Below are 16,671 nucleotides of genomic sequence, written 5' to 3'. Positions count from 1 at the left end.
CACCTCCTCGGGGCAAGCGCGGGTGCGGCTCTCTCGGCCCGCGCGCACACGGGGGGCGCGCCCGTCAGCGGCCGGGGCCTCAGTCCTGGAGGTCTTGGCGGTCCCGGCAATCCGGCCGGGACTGGCGGGCCCGCTTCGGCCTGTGTCAGGTGACGGCGGGCGTCACGTCCACAAGACTGCGATGAAGATGTTGACCGTGGTGAGCAGACCGACCAGCCCGAACAGGCGCTTGTCGATCTTCTCGTCGTCCCGTTTCACGTAGACGAGACCCAGGATCACGATCAGGAGGGCCAGCTTCACACCGATCTTCACGGTGTTGACGTGCTGGTCGTCCGCCTGGTTGAGACCGACCAGGATCGCGCCGGTGATCAGCATGGTCAGCGCGCCGTGCAGCATCCCCGGAACGAAGCGGGCGGTGCCCCTGCCCATCGCCTTCATCTGGGTCAGGAAGCCGCCGAGGAGCGCGGCGATGCCGACGATGTGCAGGGCGACGAAGAGATGGATGAGTACGTCCATGAGGCCGGAGCCTAGCCAGAGGCGCGGGGACGCCCCGACACCGCCCCTGCCCGGCACCGCTTCTCAGCGCCGCGCCCGGCCCGCTGCATATATGCGGCCGTAGCACCGCGCGTCCCGCCCCCGCCCGTTAACCCGCGCTTCGGTCAGCGTCCTGCCCGAAGTCGGCGGCCCCAGACCGGAACCCCGGTCACATGAGGTCACCCCACGAACACCTGAAGCCACTTCCGTACAAGCTGTCACCGCGCCGACACGGTCCGGTTTAGCGTCCTCCTCCAGGTGGCCGGCTCCCCACCGCCGTCCGGACCAGGGACGGCAGTCGGACACCACCGCCGAGAGGTCCGGCGGCGGTCCGTTCCCCCTGTGCGGGCCGTCGCCGGACGCGCGGACACCCGGCCGCGCCCCGGCGGTCGTACGAAAGGACGTGCAAGTCGACGTGCCAGCGCACCGCAAGCCCCGACAGCGCTCGCTCAGCGGCCACACAGCGCGAACGGCCGCCACGATCGCCCTCGCAGGCGCCGCGACCGCGACGGGTTTCGACGGCATCTCGCACGCCGGGCCCGACCTGACACCCACTCAGGTCAAGACCCAGGTGGACAGCCTCTACCAGGAGGCGGAGGTCGCCACCCAGAAGTACGACGGAGTCAAGGAGAAGGCCGACGCGGCCCAACGGCGCCTCGGCACGCTGCAGGACGAGACCGCACGCAAGACGGCGCGTCTCAACTCGGCGCGGGAGAAGCTCGGTTCGGTCGCCGCCGCACAGTACCGGGGCGGTGGTCTCGATCCCGCCGTACAGCTGATGCTCTCCGACCACCCCGGGCGGTACCTGGACGGCGTCCAGTTCGCCGACCGGGTGGGGCACCAGCAGGCGTCGGCCGTCACGCGTGTTCGTCAACAGCTGCGTGAAATCGCGCAGTTGCGTGGGGCCGCCCACATCGAGCTGACCTCCCTCGCGTCGCGCCGGGCGGAGTTGCGGCGGCAGAAGAAGACGATCGCCGGGAAACTGGACCGGGCCCGGCGGCTGCTGGCCGCGCTGACCCCGGAGCAGCGGGCACAGGCCGGGGTGGACAACGGCGTTGGCACCGGCCGCGCTTCCCGCTCGTCGACGGCGGGACACGGCCCCCTGGGCTCGCCCGCCCTCTCCGCGGCCACGGCCGACGCCCCGGACTCCCGTGCGGCAGCGGCCGTTTCCTACGCCTACCAGAAGCTCGGCAGCCCCTACATCTGGGGTGCCACGGGCCCCAACGCCTTCGACTGCTCGGGCCTCGTCCAGGCCGCCTACCGCTCCGCCGGCGTCTCCCTCCCCCGCACCACCTACGCCCAGATCAACGCCGGCCGACGCGTCTCCCGAACCGAACTGCGCCCCGGCGACCTGGTGTTCTTCTACTCCGGCGTCAGCCACGTCGGCATCTACGTAGGCAACGGCGAGATGATCCACGCCCCCAACCCAACGGCCCCGGTACGCCTGGCCCCGGTCGACGAGATGCCGTTCGCTGGGGCGACACGGGTGGCGTGAGCCGTACGACGACACCCGCCCCGCCCCGCCCGCCCGGTGTCGCGTGCCCAATTCGGGCCGTTTGGAAGCCCGTTGGACTGTAGATCGCGAGCACACGGGGACGCGGGCATGTGGGTAAGTGGACTTGCTCGGGCAGCCCGGCGACAAGGGAGTGCGTCAGGTGATCCACGGTGGCACCACGGGCGAGCCACGCGGAGGCGAGCGCTTCGAGGGCGTCGTCACAGTCTAGCCGCGCGCACCGCCACGCACCCGCGCTTCACCGGCGGCCCCGCGTCACACCAGTCGGCGTGCCGTGGCCCAGCGGGTCAGCTCGTGGCGGTTGGAGAGCTGGAGTTTGCGGAGGACCGCCGAGACATGGGACTCGACCGTCTTGACCGAGATGAAGAGCTGCTTGGCGATCTCCTTGTACGCGTACCCCCGGGCGATCAGGCGCAGGACCTCGCGCTCGCGCTGGGTGAGCCGGTCGAGGTCCTCGTCGACCGGCGGGGCGTCGGTCGAGGCGAAGGCGTCGAGGACGAAGCCGGCCAGCCGCGGAGAGAAGACGGCGTCGCCCTCCTGCACGCGGAAGACGGAGTCGACCAGGTCCGTGCCGGTGATCGTCTTCGTGACATAGCCGCGCGCACCGCCCCGGATCACCCCGATCACGTCCTCCGCCGCGTCCGACACGGAGAGGGCGAGGAAGCGGACCGGCTGCTCGGCGTCGCTCATCAACGGAGCGCAGCGGCGCAGGACTTCGACCCCGCCGCCGCCCGGGAGGTGGACGTCCAGCAGGACCACCTCGGGGCGGGTCGCCGTGATGACGGTGACCGCCTGATCGACGTCTGCGGCCTCGCCGACCACCTCTACGCCGGTCTGCTCGGTCTGGCCGATCTCGGCCTGCACGCCCGTACGGAACATGCGGTGGTCGTCGACGAGGACCACGCGCACGCGACGCCCGCCCGCGCTTCCGCCCGGAGACTCCGGTGCCCCCGCCGTGCCCTTCGCCTGGGTCGAGTCGCTCATGACGTCTTCTCCGCCCTCTCCATCTCCAGCTCGACCTCGGTACCGCCCCCGGGAACCGCACGCAGGCGTGCCGTACCTCCGTGGCGCTCCATGCGGCCGATGATCGATTCTCTGACGCCCATGCGGTCGGCGGGTATCGAGTCGAAGTCGAAGCCGGGGCCGCGGTCACGGACGGACACGAAGACCTTCTTCCCCTCGACTTCGGCGTAGACCTGTACGGCGCCGCCGTCGCCACCGTACTTCGCGGCGTTCACCATCGCTTCGCGCGCGGCCTGCATCTGGGCGCCGATCCGTTCGTCGAGCGGGCAGTCGCCGACCACCACGACCTCCAGCGGAACGCCGTGCTTGTCCTCGACCTCCGCCGCGCTGCGCCGCACCGCCTCGGCCAGGGTGCTGGGTTCGTCGGCGTCGTCCTTGCCGGTGCCCTGCGGTTTGTAGAGCCAGGCGCGGAGGTCGCGCTCCTGGGCGCGGGCGAGACGGCGGACCTCGTTCGGGCTCTCCGCGTTCCGCTGGATCAGGGTCAGGGTGTGCAGCACGGAGTCATGGACATGGGCCGCGACCTCGGCGCGCTCCTGGGCGCGGATGCGCATCAGCCGCTCCTCGGAGAGATCCTGTGTCATCCGAACGAGATAGGGGCCGGCGAGGAGCGTGATGCCGACCAGGACGGCGAGAGCCGCCTGGAGGACCGAGCCGAGGTGGGCCGCGGACCCCTGGAGCACGAAGATCGCGGTGACGCCGGCCGTGACCAGCAGGACGCCGCCGCCGGAGCGCAGCAGCGTGAGGGTACGGCGGCGGCGGCCGACCTCGGCCCAGCGGGCGCGCCGGGCGTTGTCCGCCTGGCGCCAGACCAGGGCGACGCCCGCGCCGACGAGCACGGTCGGGAAGAGATAGGCCTTGGCTCCGGAGCCGAGTTTCACGTTGCCCACGAAGACCAGCGCCACGACGACCATGAGGAGCAGGGCGACGATTTGGCCCTTGTCCGGCTTGCGGGCGACGAGTCTGCGGCGGCCGTCGGGCGAGGTCTCGGTGGAGACGAGCGAGGGTGGCTTCTGGCCGGCGACGCCGCCGACGCCGAGCGGGACGAAGAACCAGAACGCGGCGTACAGCAGGGCACCGAGGCCGTCGGAGAGGAACAGTCCGGCGAAGACGAGCCGCACCCAGACCACGGGCAGCCCCAGATGCCCGGCGAGGCCCCGCGCCACGCCACCCAGCCAACGTCCGTCGCTGCTGCGGTAGAGCTTGCGCGGCGGCCGCGGGTCGTCGAGGGGCACTGCTGCGGCGTCCGGCATGTCAACGATGTTCACACGGGCCGTCGCGGGAGGCATCAGGGTCGACCCCCGATACACCCCTGATCTTCGGACGGGCCGCACGCGCGGCACCGTCTCAGGGCCGATCTCAGGGTTCGGCCAGGGTTGTTCCGGCTGCCGCTCGGGCCGTGCGCCCGTCACCATAGACGCATGACAGATCAGCAGCGCGCCGCAGCGGGGCCGCCACCCGGCCTGGAGCCGGGCGACGGACCGCAGGACGCCGTGCCCGCGGCGGACGCCGGGCCCGCCGCCGGTGCGGGCGCCGCTCCGCTCCGCTTCCGCCGGGACCGGCGGTTCAAGGTGCTCGCCGGGGTGTGTTCCGGGCTCGGGCGGCAGTGCGACATGGACCCGGTGATTTTCCGGATCACCCTCGCCGTGCTCTCCGCGACCGGCGGCATCGGCCTCATCTTCTACGGCTTCGCATGGCTCCTCGTCCCCTACGAGAACGAGGAGGAGAACGAGGTCCGCAAGCTCTTCACCGGCCGCGTCGACGGCCAGGCCCTCGCGGCCGTGCTGTTCGCGCTGGTCGGCTGCGGGGTGTTCCTGTCGATGCTGGGCAACGGCAGCGTGCTCACCTTCGCCGTCGTCCTCTCCCTCCTCCTCGCGGGCGCCGGGTACTGGTCGCAGCAGCGCGACGCCCCCGACCCCGACCCGCTGGCCGCGCAGGCCGCCGCCGACGCGCCGCCGGAGGCGCAGGCACCGCCGGTGCCCTCCGCGTTCCCGTCCTGGTGGCGCGATCCCATCGTCAAGGACGGCACCCACGTCGGCGGCACCGGCTACCTGTGGGGGCCCCGCGACTCCCGCGACCTGGACGTGGCGGCCGCGGTCAACATCGGTCTGCGTACGGCCGCTTCGGACCGCGAGTCCATACGCGTGCCGCGCCCGGCGGTTCCCAGACCGCGCGGTCCGCGCTGGATCGGTGGCTGGGTGTTCCTGCTGGCCCTCTGCGCGGGCGGCCTCACCACCTATCTGCACTGGGACGACCAGGCGCTCGGCAGCAGCCTGCAGCCCGGCCTGGCCTGCGCGTTGGTCGTCTTCGGGCTGGGGATCGCGGTCAGCTCCTTCCTGGGGCGGACGGGAGCCGGCTCGGTCTTCCTGGCGATCGTCACCGCGGGCCTGCTCGCCGCCTCGGTGGCACTGCCCAAGGACATCTCCACGCACTGGGAGCGCACGACGTGGCGGCCCGCCGCGGCGACGGAGGTGGCGGCGAGGTACGACCTCGGAACCGGTGCCGGCACGCTCGACCTGACCCGGCTGAAAGTGGCCGGAGGGCAGACGGTGACCACCTACGCCGAAGTGGGGGTGGGCCGGTTGCGGGTGATCCTGCCGCCGGACGGGACGGTGCGGCTGAGGGTGAACGTCGGAGTGGGGGACATCCAGTTGCCGGGCGACGACAAGAAGGACGTGGACGTGCAACCGGACAGGCACCAGGAGGTCACGCTGAAACCGAAGACGGGCGCTGGGAGTATCGGCTCGCTCACCCTCTCTCTGCACGTCGGCGCGGGACAGGTGGAGGTGAGCCGTGCTGCGTCATGAGTTCCAGCCGGGAAAGCTGGTCGCCGGCCTGTTCCTCACCACCGCGGGCGTGGTGTACGCCGGTGACGCGGGCGGCCTGTGGCGGACACCGTGGTTCGCGGTGATCCCCCTCGTCGTCGTCGGCCTCTTTCTGGCCGGGGTGGCGGGGATGGTCGCCCGGAGCATCCGCAGACGGCGCCGGTCCGGCCGCGGCGGCACGGCCGGACCCACCTGGACCTGACCGGCTGACCGGCTGACCGCCTGACTAGCTGAGCGGCTGAGCGGACGGGACGCCCGCAGGCGTCCGCCGCCCGGCAACCGGGTCGATCGGTGTTCCGCCCCGGGGCCCGGGTCGGTTACCGGTAGCCGCCGGACCGTTGCCGTCTCCGTGCTCGGAGCGCCGCGTCCAGGGAGAAGACCGAGGCGCCCGCGAGGACGAGGGGCAGCCAGGCCATGAGATAGGCGAGATCGTTGCCGTAGTAGTACGGGGAGTTGGCCCAGCTCACGGTCAGCCAGAGGCTGAGCGAGATCAGCGCGCCGCCGAGAGCGGCGAGGCGGGCCAGGAGACCGATCAACGTGCCGATGCCGACAGCGAGTTCACCGAGGGCGATGGCGTAGCCGAAGCCGACCGGGTTCTTCAGCGACAGGTCGACCAGGGCCGGGATGGCCGAGGAGTCCCGGACCGCGCGCATCGTCTCGCCGATCGAACCCGCGCCGGAGGACTTCATGAACGCGCTGTTGGTGAGCTTGTCCAGGCCGGCGTAGATGAAGGTGACGCCCAGGAAGACGCGGAGCGGGAGGAGCGCGTAACGGGTCGCGGTGTCCCGCCAGTTGCGGTCGCCGTCGAGATAGGGGGGTTGCGTGTCCGTACGAATGCCGTGAGTCATCGCCCTTAGCCGCCTCTCGCCGCGTACTCGACCCCTCAACAGACCATACGTACGCCTGCGCGAACCCGCTCAACCATGGTTCGGCCAGTTTTCCCGGCCCCGGCGGCGCGGCCCCGGCCCGTAGCACGGGCGACACGGGCCGACCGTCGTCGCCCCGACCGACCGCCCCCCGCCAGCCACCACCCGCCCGGTCACCCCTCACCGCCCGGCCGATCGACCCCGCCCGGCCCCGCAGTCCCCGCAGTCCCCGGCTGTCCCGCCGCCGCCAACGCGGCCACCACCCCAGCGCGGCCCACACTCTCCAACCTGCCGGCCGTCCCCGGCCAGCCATCACAGCCCGGCCGATCAACCTCGCCCGGCCCGCAATCCCCGCCCGGCCCGCGGCCAACGCGGCCCTCGACCCCCAACGCGCCCGCAGTCCCCGCCCGGCAGACCACCCCCGCCCGGCCCGCCGTCGCCAACACAGCCCGCCGCCCGACACGGCCCGCCCACCGTCCCCGACTCCACCCGCCGCCCCAGCGCGGGCCTGCCCGCCGCACCCAACGCGACCGCTCCCCAACTCCACCCGCCGCCCTACCCAACGCGGCCCACCCACCGCGCCAACTCGCCTGCCGTACTCAACTCCGCCCGCCGCACCCGACACCGGCCCGCCCGTCATCCCGACGCGGACCCCGCCGTCCCCGGCGGCCCGCCGCCCCCGGCGACCTCCATCCCCGGCGGCCCGGTGGCCCTCCGGCCTGGGTCAGTCCGTCACGTCGATCGTGCAGGCGTTGGTCTCCACGCCGGCCGCGGTCACGACCTGTACGTCGAGGCGGCCCGGTTCGACGTCGGCCGGGACCGGGACGGTGAGGAGGGTGTCCGTGGGGTTGGAGAAGCCGCCGGCGACCGGGACCAGCGGGACGTGGACGTTGACCGGGCCGATGCGGACGACCATGCGGGAGAGCCGGTCGGCGCTGTGGGCGCCCGGGGGGACGAAGCCCGCGCCGCGGATCTCGATGTCGTCGCCGGTGCGGATGGGGGCGTCCAGGTCGCCGGCCTCGCGGGCGCGGACCACGGAGAGGATGACCGGACGGCCGCCTTCCGCGTACTTGCCGGCCAGGTAGGTCGCGGCGGAGATCAGCACCACCACGGCGAGCCCCCACGGCAGGTCGGGCAGTTGGTCGGGGCGGCGGGCCAGGCGGACGGCCGCGAAGGCGAGGGCGACGGCGCTGACGACGACGTACTGGATGTCGGCGAAGGTGCCGCGGCCCGCGTCGTCGGTCAGCAGGTCGGCGGCGCGCGGCCGGTCCGCGGGGAGCTTCTGCAGGCGCTGGCCGAGGACGCGCAGCCCGACCACCCGCCGTACCAGGACGGCGATCGTGCAGACCACGGCGAGGACGGTCAACACCCCTGCGCCGCGCGCGAGTTCGAGCCCGTCGAGCAGGGCGTCGCGCTCGGTGTGGCCGGAGGCGGCGGCCAGGCGGCCGGCCAGGACCAGGACCGCGTACGCCACGAAGAGCACCCAGGCCACGGCCACGGCACGGGAGGTGGACAGCCGGTTGTCCTCGCCGATCACCGGCGCGAGCACTCCGCCGCGCGCCCGGTGGAACCAGGAGGCCGCGGTCAGCGCCCCGGCCACGACGAGCGCCGCCAGCAGCCCGGCGGTGCGGGCGGCCGTCCAGCCCGCGCCGATCGCGGTGAGCGACTGCGTCAGGAGCAGCAGGACGAACGCGCCCCACACCACCGCCGCGGTCCGCCCCTGGAGCCGGGCGAGCCAGGCCCCGCCCTCGGCGCGGGCGCGGGCGGCGACGGCGTCGGCGGACTGGGTCAGTTCGTCGGAGACCCACTGGCGGGAGGCCGACGCCGAGTGCGCCACCGCCGCGGGCAGCCCCTGCCCGGCCGCGAACCCGTCCCGCTGCGCCAGGAACGCGGCGACCGCGCGCCGATGCCCCGCACGCGCTCCGTGCGGACAGTCCCCGCAGGTGCAGCCGCCTCCGTGGACGCCGTCCCGCTCGTCCTGTCTCGCCTCCTGCACCGCCACGCCGTATGCCCGCCTTCCCCGCCCCACGGCCTCGCGACCTTCGCGACGCCACACTGCCCACCCACACTGTCCACGGCCGACCGGGCACCCGCGAGCCGGTCGGCTCTCGCCGTACGACTTCGGTGCACGCAACTCCCGTGTGACAACAGCGGATTGTGCCCTACCTGGCGCCCTGGATGCCTCGCAGGTCCGCTCGCGGCGGGTGATGTGGCGACCGCCGTGTTGACCCGGCTGCGAGAATTTCCGTATGGCCGAGATCATCCAGCGCGACGGGACCTGGGCGTTCGACGGCACCACGGTCCGGATCACGCCGGGGCTCCACCGTTCCGTGTCGCTGTTCCGGCAGACGTACGGGGAGATCGCCGTGCCGCTGGAAGCCGTGTCGGGGATCGTCTACGAGCCGGAGCGGCGGCGTGGCCGGCTGCGGATCAGGCTGCGCGAGGGCGCCGACCCGCTGCTCCAGGCGACCGGCGGCCGGCTGCCGGAGGGGGCGGATCCCTACCGGCTGACCGTGGACCTGGACCGTTCCGGGGTCGCCGAGTACGTGGCCGAGGAGATCCGGCACGCCCTGCTCCTCGACGAGATCCCCCAGGCCCCGGCGACGGCGTATCTGCTGCCGGGGCCGCCGGTGCCCGTCTCGGTGCGGTCGTCCGACGGCACGGTCTCCTACGACGGTGCCCAGGTGCGGATCGACTGGGCCGACACCTCCGAGCGGGTCAAGCGCGCGACCGGCCCGCGCATCATCGCCGTGGCGGATCTGGTGGGGGTCGAGTGGCTGCCCAACTCCGGTTACGAGGACGGGTTCCTGCGGTTCGTGACGCGGGAGACGGTGTTCGCCAAGCTGCCGCCGGAGAAGGACCCGTACACGCTGGATCTGTGGGGCAGCGCCCGCCGTGATCTGCTCACCGCGCTGGTCGCGGCCGCCGTCACCGCGCGGCTGCCGCACCCGTCGGCGCGGGACGGCGGAGAGCGCGCGGACCGGCCTCCGGCGGTGGCCGGGGTGCCGCCGCCTGCCGACCATCACGACGTACTGCTGCGCAGGCTCCGGGAGTTGGGGGAGCTGTACCGGGACGGGGTGCTCACGGACGAGGAGTTCGCGATGACCAAGTCGGCGGTGCTCAGGGGCTTCAGCTGAGGAGGTCCGGTTCGCTGCGGCTGATGTCCTGCCACAGGGGCTGGTAGTTGATCCACGCGACGAGGTCGCCGCCGGCCTGCTCGCGGGTCGCGACCGCCTGCCGGTGGTCGATGAGGAGGGGCCGGCCGGCCGCCTTGGCGAGCAGTTGGACCTGGCAGGACCGTTCCATGGAGAGGAACCACCAGGCCGCCGCGTCCACCGAGTCGCCCACGGTCAGCAGGCCGTGGTTGCGCAGCACCAGCGCCTTGCGGGAGCCGAGCGCGGACGCGATCCGCTTGCCCTCCTCGGCGTCGACGGAGACGCCGCTGTAGGCGTCGTAGACCGCGTGGTCCTCGTAGAAGGCGCAGCTCTCCTGGCTGATCGGGTCGAGGAAGTCGCCGAGCGCGGAGAGCGCGCGGCCGTGCACGGAGTGGCAGTGGGCGACGGCGACGACGTCGGGGCGGGCGGCGTGCACCTGGGAGTGGACGGTGAACGCGGCCTGGTTGACATGGTGGCCGCCCTGGAGGACCTGTCCCTCGGAGTTGGCCAGCACCAGGTCGCTCACGGTGACGTGCTTGAACGGCATGCCGAACGGGTTGACCCAGAAGCAGTCGCTGAACTCGGGGTCGCGCGCGGTGATGTGGCCCGAGACGCCGTCCTCGAAGCCCAGCCGTCCGAAGAGCCGCAGGGCGCCGGCGAGGCGTTCCTTGCGGTGCCGGCGTTCGTCCTCGGTGGACTCGTGCATCGGCGGCATGGCGAACCGCAGCCGGTCGGTGGGCAGCGGCTGCGGTGGGGTGGGCCCGTGCATTCGGCCTCCAGCACTGGCGTGTTCGGTACGGAGCGGAAGTTACCCCCGGTCAGTGCAGGAGAACAGAGCAGTTCGGTGACGAAAGAGGCACAACCGTGTCGAGGGGGCACTTGTCTGTCTGGGCAGAACGGTGCCGGAGAGCCGGGAGGCGGCCATGAAGAGTGCGGAGCGGCGGATCCTCGCCCTGCTGCGGCAGCTCGCTGAGCGCGACACGGCCGTGCTCAGCGACCGGGGCGGCTCGGCGCGCCGCCTCGCCCCGCTGGTGTACGTGGCCGAGCTGCACGGTTTCCGCTACGGCGAGACCCACCGGGTGGGGCGGTCCCTGGAGGTGCGGGTCGTACGGGCGGAGACGGCGCCGGCGCTGCCGGCCGCGCCGGGGCCGGAGGCGGTGCGGGCGGTCCGGCGGCTGCGGGACCGGATCGAGCTGGACGCCCTGTCGGAGGAGCTGCGCGCGCCGGTCCGGTCGGTGATCATGACTGTCTGCGCGCTCTTCCTGGGTCTGCTCCTGCGGCTCGGCTCGGGCTGGGGGGCGGCGCTGGTCGGCTTCGCCCTCGCGGAGGCGCTGTTCCTGGGCTTCCTGTACGTGCAGTCCGTGCGGCGGCGGAGGCTGGCGCGCAGGGTCCGGTGAGGGCCGCCGGCAAATCCGGACAGGAGATGTCGGGTATTGGCGCGACACTGCCCCCATGACATCGAACTGGGCGGCCTTCGCCGCAGCCGAGCCGGAGTTCGCCCGGACCGTCGAGGAGCGCTTCGGCGGCTTCACCCATCACGTCCTCGCCACCCTGCGCGGGGACGGCTCACCGCGCACGAGCGGGCTCGAAGTGCGGTTCCTGAACGGCGAGTTGTGGTTCGGGATGATGCCCGGCTCGGTCAAGGCGCTGGATCTGCGCCGTGACCCGCGCTTCGCGCTCCAGGCGAACCCGGGGCCCGGTACCGGGATGGGCGGCGGCGACGTCCGGATCGGCGGCCGGGCGGTCGAGGTGGACGATCCGCTGATCAGGGCCGCGTACGTGGAAGAGGTGGAACCGCCGCAGCCGTTCCACCTCTTCCGCGCCGAACTGACGGAGGTCGTACGGACCCGCGTCGAGGACGACACCTACCTGGTCGTCGACGTCTGGTCGCCCGGGGCGCCGGTGCGCACCGTCAGGCGGACGTGAGGACTACTCCCACTCGATGGTGCCCGGGGGCTTCGAGGTCACGTCGACGACCACCCGGTTGACGTCCGCGACCTCGTTCGTGATCCGCGTGGAGATCTTCGCGAGCACGTCGTAGGGGAGCCGCGACCAGTCGGCGGTCATGGCGTCCTCGGAGGAGACGGGGCGCAGCACGATCGGGTGGCCGTAGGTGCGGCCGTCGCCCTGGACGCCGACGCTGCGGACGTCCGCGAGGAGGACCACCGGGCACTGCCAGATCTCCCGGTCCAGACCGGCCGCCGTCAGCTCCTCGCGGGCGATGGCGTCGGCGTCGCGGAGCAGGTCGAGACGGTCCTTGGTGACCTCGCCGACGATCCGGATGCCGAGGCCGGGGCCCGGGAACGGCTGGCGCTGGACGATCTCCTCCGGCAGACCCAACTGCTGGCCGACCATCCGCACCTCGTCCTTGAACAGCTTGCGCAGCGGCTCGACGAGCTGGAACTCGAGGTCTTCGGGGAGGCCGCCCACGTTGTGGTGGGACTTGATGTTGGCGGTGCCGCTGCCGCCGCCGGACTCGACGACGTCCGGGTAGAGCGTGCCCTGCACCAGGAAGGCGACCTCGGGCCCCTCGTCCGCGATGATCTCGGCCTGGGCCTGCTCGAAGACCCGGATGAACTCGCGGCCGATGATCTTCCGCTTCTCCTCGGGGTCCGAGACGCCCTTCAGCGCGGTGAGGAAGCGCTCCTCGGCGTCCACGACCTTCAGCTGTACGCCGGTCGCGGCCACGAAGTCCTTCTCGACCTGTTCGGTCTCGCCCTTGCGCATCAGCCCGTGGTCGACGTAGACGCAGGTCAGCTGGGAGCCGATCGCCTTCTGGACCAGGGCCGCGGCCACGGCGGAGTCGACGCCGCCGGAGAGGCCGCAGATCGCGCGCCGGTCACCGACCTGCTCGCGGATCAGGGCGACCTGCTCCTCGATGACGTTGCCGGTCGTCCACTCCGGGGAGAGGCCCGCGCCCCGGTACAGGAAGTGCTCCAGGACCTGCTGGCCGTGGGTGGAGTGCAGGACCTCCGGGTGGTACTGGACGCCGTAGAGCCGTCGCTCGTCGTTCTCGAAGGCGGCGACCGGGACGACGTCGGTGGACGCGGTGACGGTGAAGCCGTCGGGGGCGGCGGAGCAGGCGTCGCCGTGTGACATCCACACCGACTGCTCCTCCGGGGTGCCCTCGAAGAGGGTGGAGCGGGACCCGTCCGCGGTGACGTGCAGGGGCGTACGGCCGTACTCCCGCGCCCCGGAGTTGTCGACGGTGCCGCCGAGCTCCGTCGCCATCAGCTGGAAGCCGTAGCACATGCCGAAGACGGGGACGCCGGCCTCGAAGAGCGCGCGGTCCAGGCGAGGGGCGCCCTCGGCGTAGACCGAGGAGGGGCCGCCGGAGAGGATGATCGCGGCCGGCTTCTTGGCGAGCATCTCCGCGACCGGCATGGTGCTCGGCACGATCTCGCTGTACACCCGGGCCTCACGGACGCGGCGGGCGATGAGCTGGGCGTACTGCGCGCCGAAGTCGACGACCAGGACGGTGTCGGGGGCGGGGGTCGCTGCTGACACGGGGGCCTTCCGGCGGTGGGGCGGGGGTCTGTGTCTCTCAATTCTAACGGGGCCGGCGCGGGAACCCCCGCCGTCCGCCGGCCGCTCCCCCCGTGACCGCGAACGGGGCTGTGACCCAGGCCACGCGGCCCACGTAAGAAATCTGTGAGAAGTGGCGCAACCCTTCGCGCCCCTCGCCTGTCACACCTCGTGAATCAAGGGCCACAGCCGCGCCCCACACGCGGAGCCCCTCCGCCCAGCGTGCTGCGGTGCCGCAGCACACCGGACTTCTTGAGGACTTCATGAAGCTTCGCCGTGCCATGGCCGCTGCCGCCGCGACGGCCGCCCTCGCGCCGCTCGCCCTGCTGTCGGCTCCCGCCGCGTTCGCGGAGGACTCTCCGAGCGCGACGCCGACCGAGACGGTCAGCGAGTCTCCGTCCGCGTCACCGAGCGACTCGGTCTCCGCGTCGCCCAGCGACTCGGCGGGGCCGACCAGCAGCACCCTGCCGACCTCCCCGGCCACCTCCTCGTCGCCCTCCGCGACCACCAGCGCGAGCCCGTCCGATGCGCCGACCGCGTCGGCCGAGCCGAGCGAGGAGCCGACCGACCCGTCCGTCCCCTACTGCGAGGACCTGGACGAGGACTTCTCCACCGCCAAGGTGTCCGCGGAGATCAAGGGCCTGCCGGGCAAGATCGTCGCGGGCGACGGCTTCCACGGCTTCCGGCTGACCGTCACCAACGAGTCGAAGACCACGGTCGACGGTGTCGCCTTCTACGCCGAGATCGAGAACTACGAGCTCGACGAGTCGAAGTACCTGAGCCCGTACGTGGACCTGGAGTTCAAGAACCCGCAGACCGGTTCGTGGGACCGCGTCGGCACCGACGAGTGGGCCGGTGACTACTTCTTCTACGTCGACGAGCTGAAGTCGAAGGCCGCCAAGACCGTCGACCTGCGGGTCGCCATCGACGCGAAGGCCCCGGCCGGCGACGCCTACTCCTTCGGCTCCGGCGCCTACCTGGACAACGTCAAGGGCCAGGACTGCATCGCCGAGGGCTGGGCCCAGTACGACTTCGAGGTGCTCAAGGCCGGCACCGCCAACCCGCGGCCCGGCACCGCCACGCCGGACGACGACACCGGCGGCAAGGGCTCCGTGAAGAAGCCCCAGGGCAGCGTCTCCGAGCTGCCCACCGGCAACCTCGCCGCGACCGGTTCCAGCTCCGCGCTGCCCGTGATCGGGCTCGTGGGCGGCGCCGCGGTCGTCGCGGGCGCCAGTGCGGTCGTCATGGTGCGCCGGCGCAAGGCCGGGGCGGGCGCGTAACCGGCGGCCCGCTCGACAGGCGGGCAGCCGCGCGGACACGCGGACACGGACAAGCGGCAGGACCTGCGCCTGGAGGGGGGCGCAGGTCCTTCCGCTTGTCCGTGTCCGGCGTGTGTCATCAGCTTTCCGGCATCCGGCGTCAGCTCTTCGGCGGGACCGCCGGCATCCCCAGGAACGGCAGCCGCAGCGCGCCGAACGCCTCGGCGGGGACGGCCGGTCGACGTGGCTCCACCGGTGCCAGGCGGGCGTACGGCTCCCCCTGGGCCGGACGCTGGTCCGGCTCGCCCTTGTTGGGCCAGAACGACATGGCGCGCTCGGCCTGGGCCGTGATGGTGAGCGACGGGTTGACCCCGAGGTTGGCCGAGACCGACGACCCGTCGACGACCGAGATGCCGGGGTGGCCGTAGAGGCGGTGGTACGGGTCGATGACGCCCGTCTCGCGCGAGGCGCCGATCGGGCAGCCGCCGAGGAAGTGGGCGGTGAGCGGGGTGCCCATCAACTCCCCGACGTTGGAACCGGCGAACCCGTTGATCTCCTCCGCGATCACCGTGGCGCCCCGTGAAGCCGCCCTGATCTGCTTGGGGTTGGGAGCACCGTGACCCTGACGGGCCGTCAACAGGCCCTTGCCGACACCGTCCGGCTTCAGGTACGTCGTCAGGGAGTTGTCCAGCGACTGCATCACCAGGCCGATGATGGTCCGCTCCGACCAGCGGCGGTTGGAGAGCGAGCGCAGCATGAGGAGTGGATGCCGGGCCGCGTTCGCCAGCCAGGCCATCGCCCTCGACGAGCCCTCCGCGTACGGGACTTGGAGGATGGAGAGGCTGCCCATCGAGTTGGAGCCCCGGCCGTAGCGGACCGGCTCGATGTGGGTGTTCTCGTCGGGGTGGATGGAGGAGGTGATGGCGACTCCGCGGGTGAAGTCGACCTTGGCCGCCCCGGTGACCCGGCGGTAGCGGCGGTCGTTCGTCTGGGCGCCCACCAGCGCCTCGGAGTTGGTTCGGGTCAGCTCGCCCAACTTCTGCGATATGTACGGCAGTTGGTGACCCGCCTTCATCCGGTGCAGCAGGGTCTGGGTGCCGTAGGTGCCGGCGGCGAGGACGACCCGGCGGGCGGTGAAGGTGCGCCCCGCGCCCTTCCTGCCGTCCGTCGGCAGCGTGGCGACGGCGTACCCGCCGCGTGAGTCGTCCGTCAGGGAGACGACCGTCGTCATCGGGTGGACGGCCGCGCCCGCCTTCTCGGCGAGGTACAGATAGTTCTCGTTGAGGGTGTTCTTCGCGCCGTGACGGCAGCCGGTCATGCACTCCCCGCACTCGGTACAGGCCCTGCGGGCCGGCCCCGCGCCGCCGAAGTAGGGGTCGGGAGCCTGCTCGCCGGGGCTGGCCTCCGCGGTCCCTCCGGCATCCTCGCCGTCACCGAAGAAGACGCCGACCGGCGCCATATGGAAGGTGTCGCCGACGCCCATCCGCTCGGCCGCCGCCTTGAGATGGACGTCCGACGGGGTCATCGTCGGGTTGAGCCGCACCCCGAGCATGCGCCGGGCCTGGTCGTAGTACGGCGTCAGCTCCTCCTCCCAGTCGGTGATGGACCGCCACTGCGGGTCCTCGAAGAACGGCTTCGGCGGTACGTAGAGGGTGTTGGCGTAGTTGAGGGAGCCGCCGCCGACGCCCGCCCCGGCCAGCACCATCACGTTGCCCAGCAGATGGATGCGCTGGATGCCGTACATGCCGAGCTTGGGGGCCCAGAGGTAGTTCTTCAGGTCCCAGGAGTTCTTCGGCAGGGTGGCGGGGGTGAAGCGGCGGCCGGCCTCCAGGACACCGACGCGGTAGCCCTTCTCGGACAGGCGCAGGGCGGTGACGGAACCGCCGAAGCCGGAGCCGACGACGATCACGTCGTAGTCGTACGCAGAGTCGTCGTCCTGTTCCGGGACGGAGTTCTCCTGTGACACGTGCTCTC

The 16,671-nt window shown here is 72.3% G+C and carries 15 protein-coding genes and 1 pseudogene; 7 read left to right on the top strand and 9 right to left on the bottom strand.

Annotated features, from left to right (window positions below; genetic code table 11):
• Nucleotides 1–162 precede the first annotated feature (162 nt).
• Nucleotides 163–516: a hypothetical protein gene (locus ABZT12_RS06620; protein ID WP_356378322.1), complete on the bottom strand. Its 354-nt coding sequence runs from the start codon at nucleotides 514–516 to the stop codon at nucleotides 163–165.
• A 433-nt stretch (nucleotides 517–949) separates the two neighbouring features.
• Between ABZT12_RS06620 and ABZT12_RS06615 the strand changes: the two genes are divergently transcribed.
• On the top strand, nucleotides 950–2,029 hold the full coding sequence (locus tag ABZT12_RS06615; protein ID WP_356378319.1) for a C40 family peptidase: 1,080 nt from the start codon (nucleotides 950–952) through the stop codon (nucleotides 2,027–2,029).
• 121 nt (nucleotides 2,030–2,150) lie between these two features.
• On the opposite strand, the pseudogene ABZT12_RS06610 reads toward ABZT12_RS06615, so the two are convergent.
• From ABZT12_RS06610 to ABZT12_RS06600, 3 genes and pseudogenes are all read right to left on the bottom strand, one after another.
• Nucleotides 2,151–2,243, bottom strand: a pseudogene (locus tag ABZT12_RS06610) (MarR family transcriptional regulator); the annotation flags it as partial.
• A 59-nt stretch (nucleotides 2,244–2,302) separates the two neighbouring features.
• Nucleotides 2,303–3,031, bottom strand: coding sequence for a response regulator transcription factor (locus ABZT12_RS06605; protein ID WP_356378316.1), 729 nt, complete (start codon nucleotides 3,029–3,031; stop codon nucleotides 2,303–2,305).
• A complete protein-coding gene (locus ABZT12_RS06600) occupies nucleotides 3,028–4,320 on the bottom strand; it encodes a PspC domain-containing protein (RefSeq protein ID WP_356378313.1) in 1,293 nt (430 codons plus the stop codon). The genes ABZT12_RS06605 and ABZT12_RS06600 overlap by 4 nt, the downstream gene beginning before the upstream one ends.
• Before the next feature lie 168 nt (nucleotides 4,321–4,488).
• Here ABZT12_RS06600 and ABZT12_RS06595 point away from each other — a divergent pair, with 168 nt between their 5' ends.
• Both ABZT12_RS06595 and ABZT12_RS06590 read left to right on the top strand, forming a co-directional pair.
• The gene (locus ABZT12_RS06595) at nucleotides 4,489–5,874 is read left to right on the top strand and encodes a PspC domain-containing protein (protein WP_356378310.1); all 1,386 of its coding nucleotides are present in this window, start codon (nucleotides 4,489–4,491) and stop codon (nucleotides 5,872–5,874) included.
• Complete coding sequence (locus ABZT12_RS06590) at nucleotides 5,861–6,094, top strand: hypothetical protein (protein ID WP_356378307.1); 234 nt, start codon at nucleotides 5,861–5,863, stop codon at nucleotides 6,092–6,094. Before ABZT12_RS06595 ends, ABZT12_RS06590 begins: the two co-directional genes overlap by 14 nt.
• A 115-nt stretch (nucleotides 6,095–6,209) precedes the next feature.
• On the opposite strand, the gene ABZT12_RS06585 is transcribed toward ABZT12_RS06590, so the two are convergent.
• Both ABZT12_RS06585 and ABZT12_RS06580 read right to left on the bottom strand, forming a co-directional pair.
• The gene (locus ABZT12_RS06585) at nucleotides 6,210–6,740 is read right to left on the bottom strand and encodes a TQO small subunit DoxD (RefSeq protein ID WP_356378304.1); all 531 of its coding nucleotides are present in this window, start codon (nucleotides 6,738–6,740) and stop codon (nucleotides 6,210–6,212) included.
• A 742-nt stretch (nucleotides 6,741–7,482) separates the two neighbouring features.
• A complete protein-coding gene (locus ABZT12_RS06580; RefSeq protein WP_356378301.1) occupies nucleotides 7,483–8,760 on the bottom strand; it encodes a hypothetical protein in 1,278 nt (425 codons plus the stop codon).
• A gap of 247 nt (nucleotides 8,761–9,007) precedes the next feature.
• Between ABZT12_RS06580 and ABZT12_RS06575 the strand changes: the two genes are divergently transcribed.
• Nucleotides 9,008–9,895, top strand: coding sequence for a DUF4429 domain-containing protein (locus tag ABZT12_RS06575; protein ID WP_356378298.1), 888 nt, complete (start codon nucleotides 9,008–9,010; stop codon nucleotides 9,893–9,895).
• Here ABZT12_RS06575 and ABZT12_RS06570 read toward each other — a convergent pair.
• Nucleotides 9,888–10,682 (bottom strand): class II aldolase/adducin family protein, encoded by a 795-nt coding sequence (locus ABZT12_RS06570; protein ID WP_356378295.1) that lies wholly within the window; start codon nucleotides 10,680–10,682, stop codon nucleotides 9,888–9,890. The two genes, ABZT12_RS06575 and ABZT12_RS06570, sit on opposite strands and share 8 nt — an antisense overlap.
• Nucleotides 10,683–10,836: 154 nt before the next feature.
• On the opposite strand from ABZT12_RS06570, the gene ABZT12_RS06565 reads away from it, so the two are divergent.
• Complete coding sequence (locus tag ABZT12_RS06565; RefSeq protein WP_356378292.1) at nucleotides 10,837–11,310, top strand: hypothetical protein; 474 nt, start codon at nucleotides 10,837–10,839, stop codon at nucleotides 11,308–11,310.
• A 55-nt stretch (nucleotides 11,311–11,365) separates the two neighbouring features.
• Nucleotides 11,366–11,839 (top strand): pyridoxamine 5'-phosphate oxidase family protein, encoded by a 474-nt coding sequence (locus ABZT12_RS06560; RefSeq protein ID WP_356378289.1) that lies wholly within the window; start codon nucleotides 11,366–11,368, stop codon nucleotides 11,837–11,839.
• Between the two features lie 3 nt (nucleotides 11,840–11,842).
• Here ABZT12_RS06560 and guaA read toward each other — a convergent pair whose 3' ends face one another.
• Nucleotides 11,843–13,420 carry a glutamine-hydrolyzing GMP synthase gene (gene guaA, locus ABZT12_RS06555; RefSeq protein ID WP_356378286.1) on the bottom strand — a complete coding sequence of 526 codons (1,578 nt, stop codon included), beginning with the start codon at nucleotides 13,418–13,420 and terminating at the stop codon, nucleotides 11,843–11,845.
• A 248-nt stretch (nucleotides 13,421–13,668) separates the two neighbouring features.
• Between guaA and ABZT12_RS06550 the strand changes: the two genes are divergently transcribed.
• A complete protein-coding gene (locus tag ABZT12_RS06550; protein ID WP_356378283.1) occupies nucleotides 13,669–14,718 on the top strand; it encodes a cell wall protein in 1,050 nt (349 codons plus the stop codon).
• Nucleotides 14,719–14,857: 139 nt separating this feature from the next.
• Here the strand turns inward: ABZT12_RS06550 and ABZT12_RS06545 are convergent, their stop codons facing one another.
• Nucleotides 14,858–16,663, bottom strand: coding sequence for a GMC family oxidoreductase (locus ABZT12_RS06545; RefSeq protein WP_356378280.1), 1,806 nt, complete (start codon nucleotides 16,661–16,663; stop codon nucleotides 14,858–14,860).
• Between the last annotated feature and the right edge of the window lie 8 nt (nucleotides 16,664–16,671).

The sequence above is a fragment of the Streptomyces sp. NPDC005423 genome, from assembly GCF_040606415.1.
Taxonomy (GTDB): domain Bacteria; phylum Actinomycetota; class Actinomycetes; order Streptomycetales; family Streptomycetaceae; genus Streptomyces.
This window is presented reverse-complemented; position numbering and strand designations above follow the sequence as displayed.

Coding starts and splice junctions, on each gene's coding strand:
- ABZT12_RS06595 (WP_356378310.1), top strand. CDS start 4,489: ATGACAGATCAGCAGCGCGCCGCAGCGGGGCCGCCACCCGGCCTGGAG.
- ABZT12_RS06585 (WP_356378304.1), bottom strand. CDS start 6,740: ATGACTCACGGCATTCGTACGGACACGCAACCCCCCTATCTCGACGGC.
- ABZT12_RS06620 (WP_356378322.1), bottom strand. CDS start 516: ATGGACGTACTCATCCATCTCTTCGTCGCCCTGCACATCGTCGGCATC.
- ABZT12_RS06605 (WP_356378316.1), bottom strand. CDS start 3,031: ATGAGCGACTCGACCCAGGCGAAGGGCACGGCGGGGGCACCGGAGTCT.
- ABZT12_RS06570 (WP_356378295.1), bottom strand. CDS start 10,682: ATGCACGGGCCCACCCCACCGCAGCCGCTGCCCACCGACCGGCTGCGG.
- ABZT12_RS06600 (WP_356378313.1), bottom strand. CDS start 4,320: ATGCCGGACGCCGCAGCAGTGCCCCTCGACGACCCGCGGCCGCCGCGC.
- ABZT12_RS06575 (WP_356378298.1), top strand. CDS start 9,008: ATGGCCGAGATCATCCAGCGCGACGGGACCTGGGCGTTCGACGGCACC.
- ABZT12_RS06565 (WP_356378292.1), top strand. CDS start 10,837: ATGAAGAGTGCGGAGCGGCGGATCCTCGCCCTGCTGCGGCAGCTCGCT.
- ABZT12_RS06560 (WP_356378289.1), top strand. CDS start 11,366: ATGACATCGAACTGGGCGGCCTTCGCCGCAGCCGAGCCGGAGTTCGCC.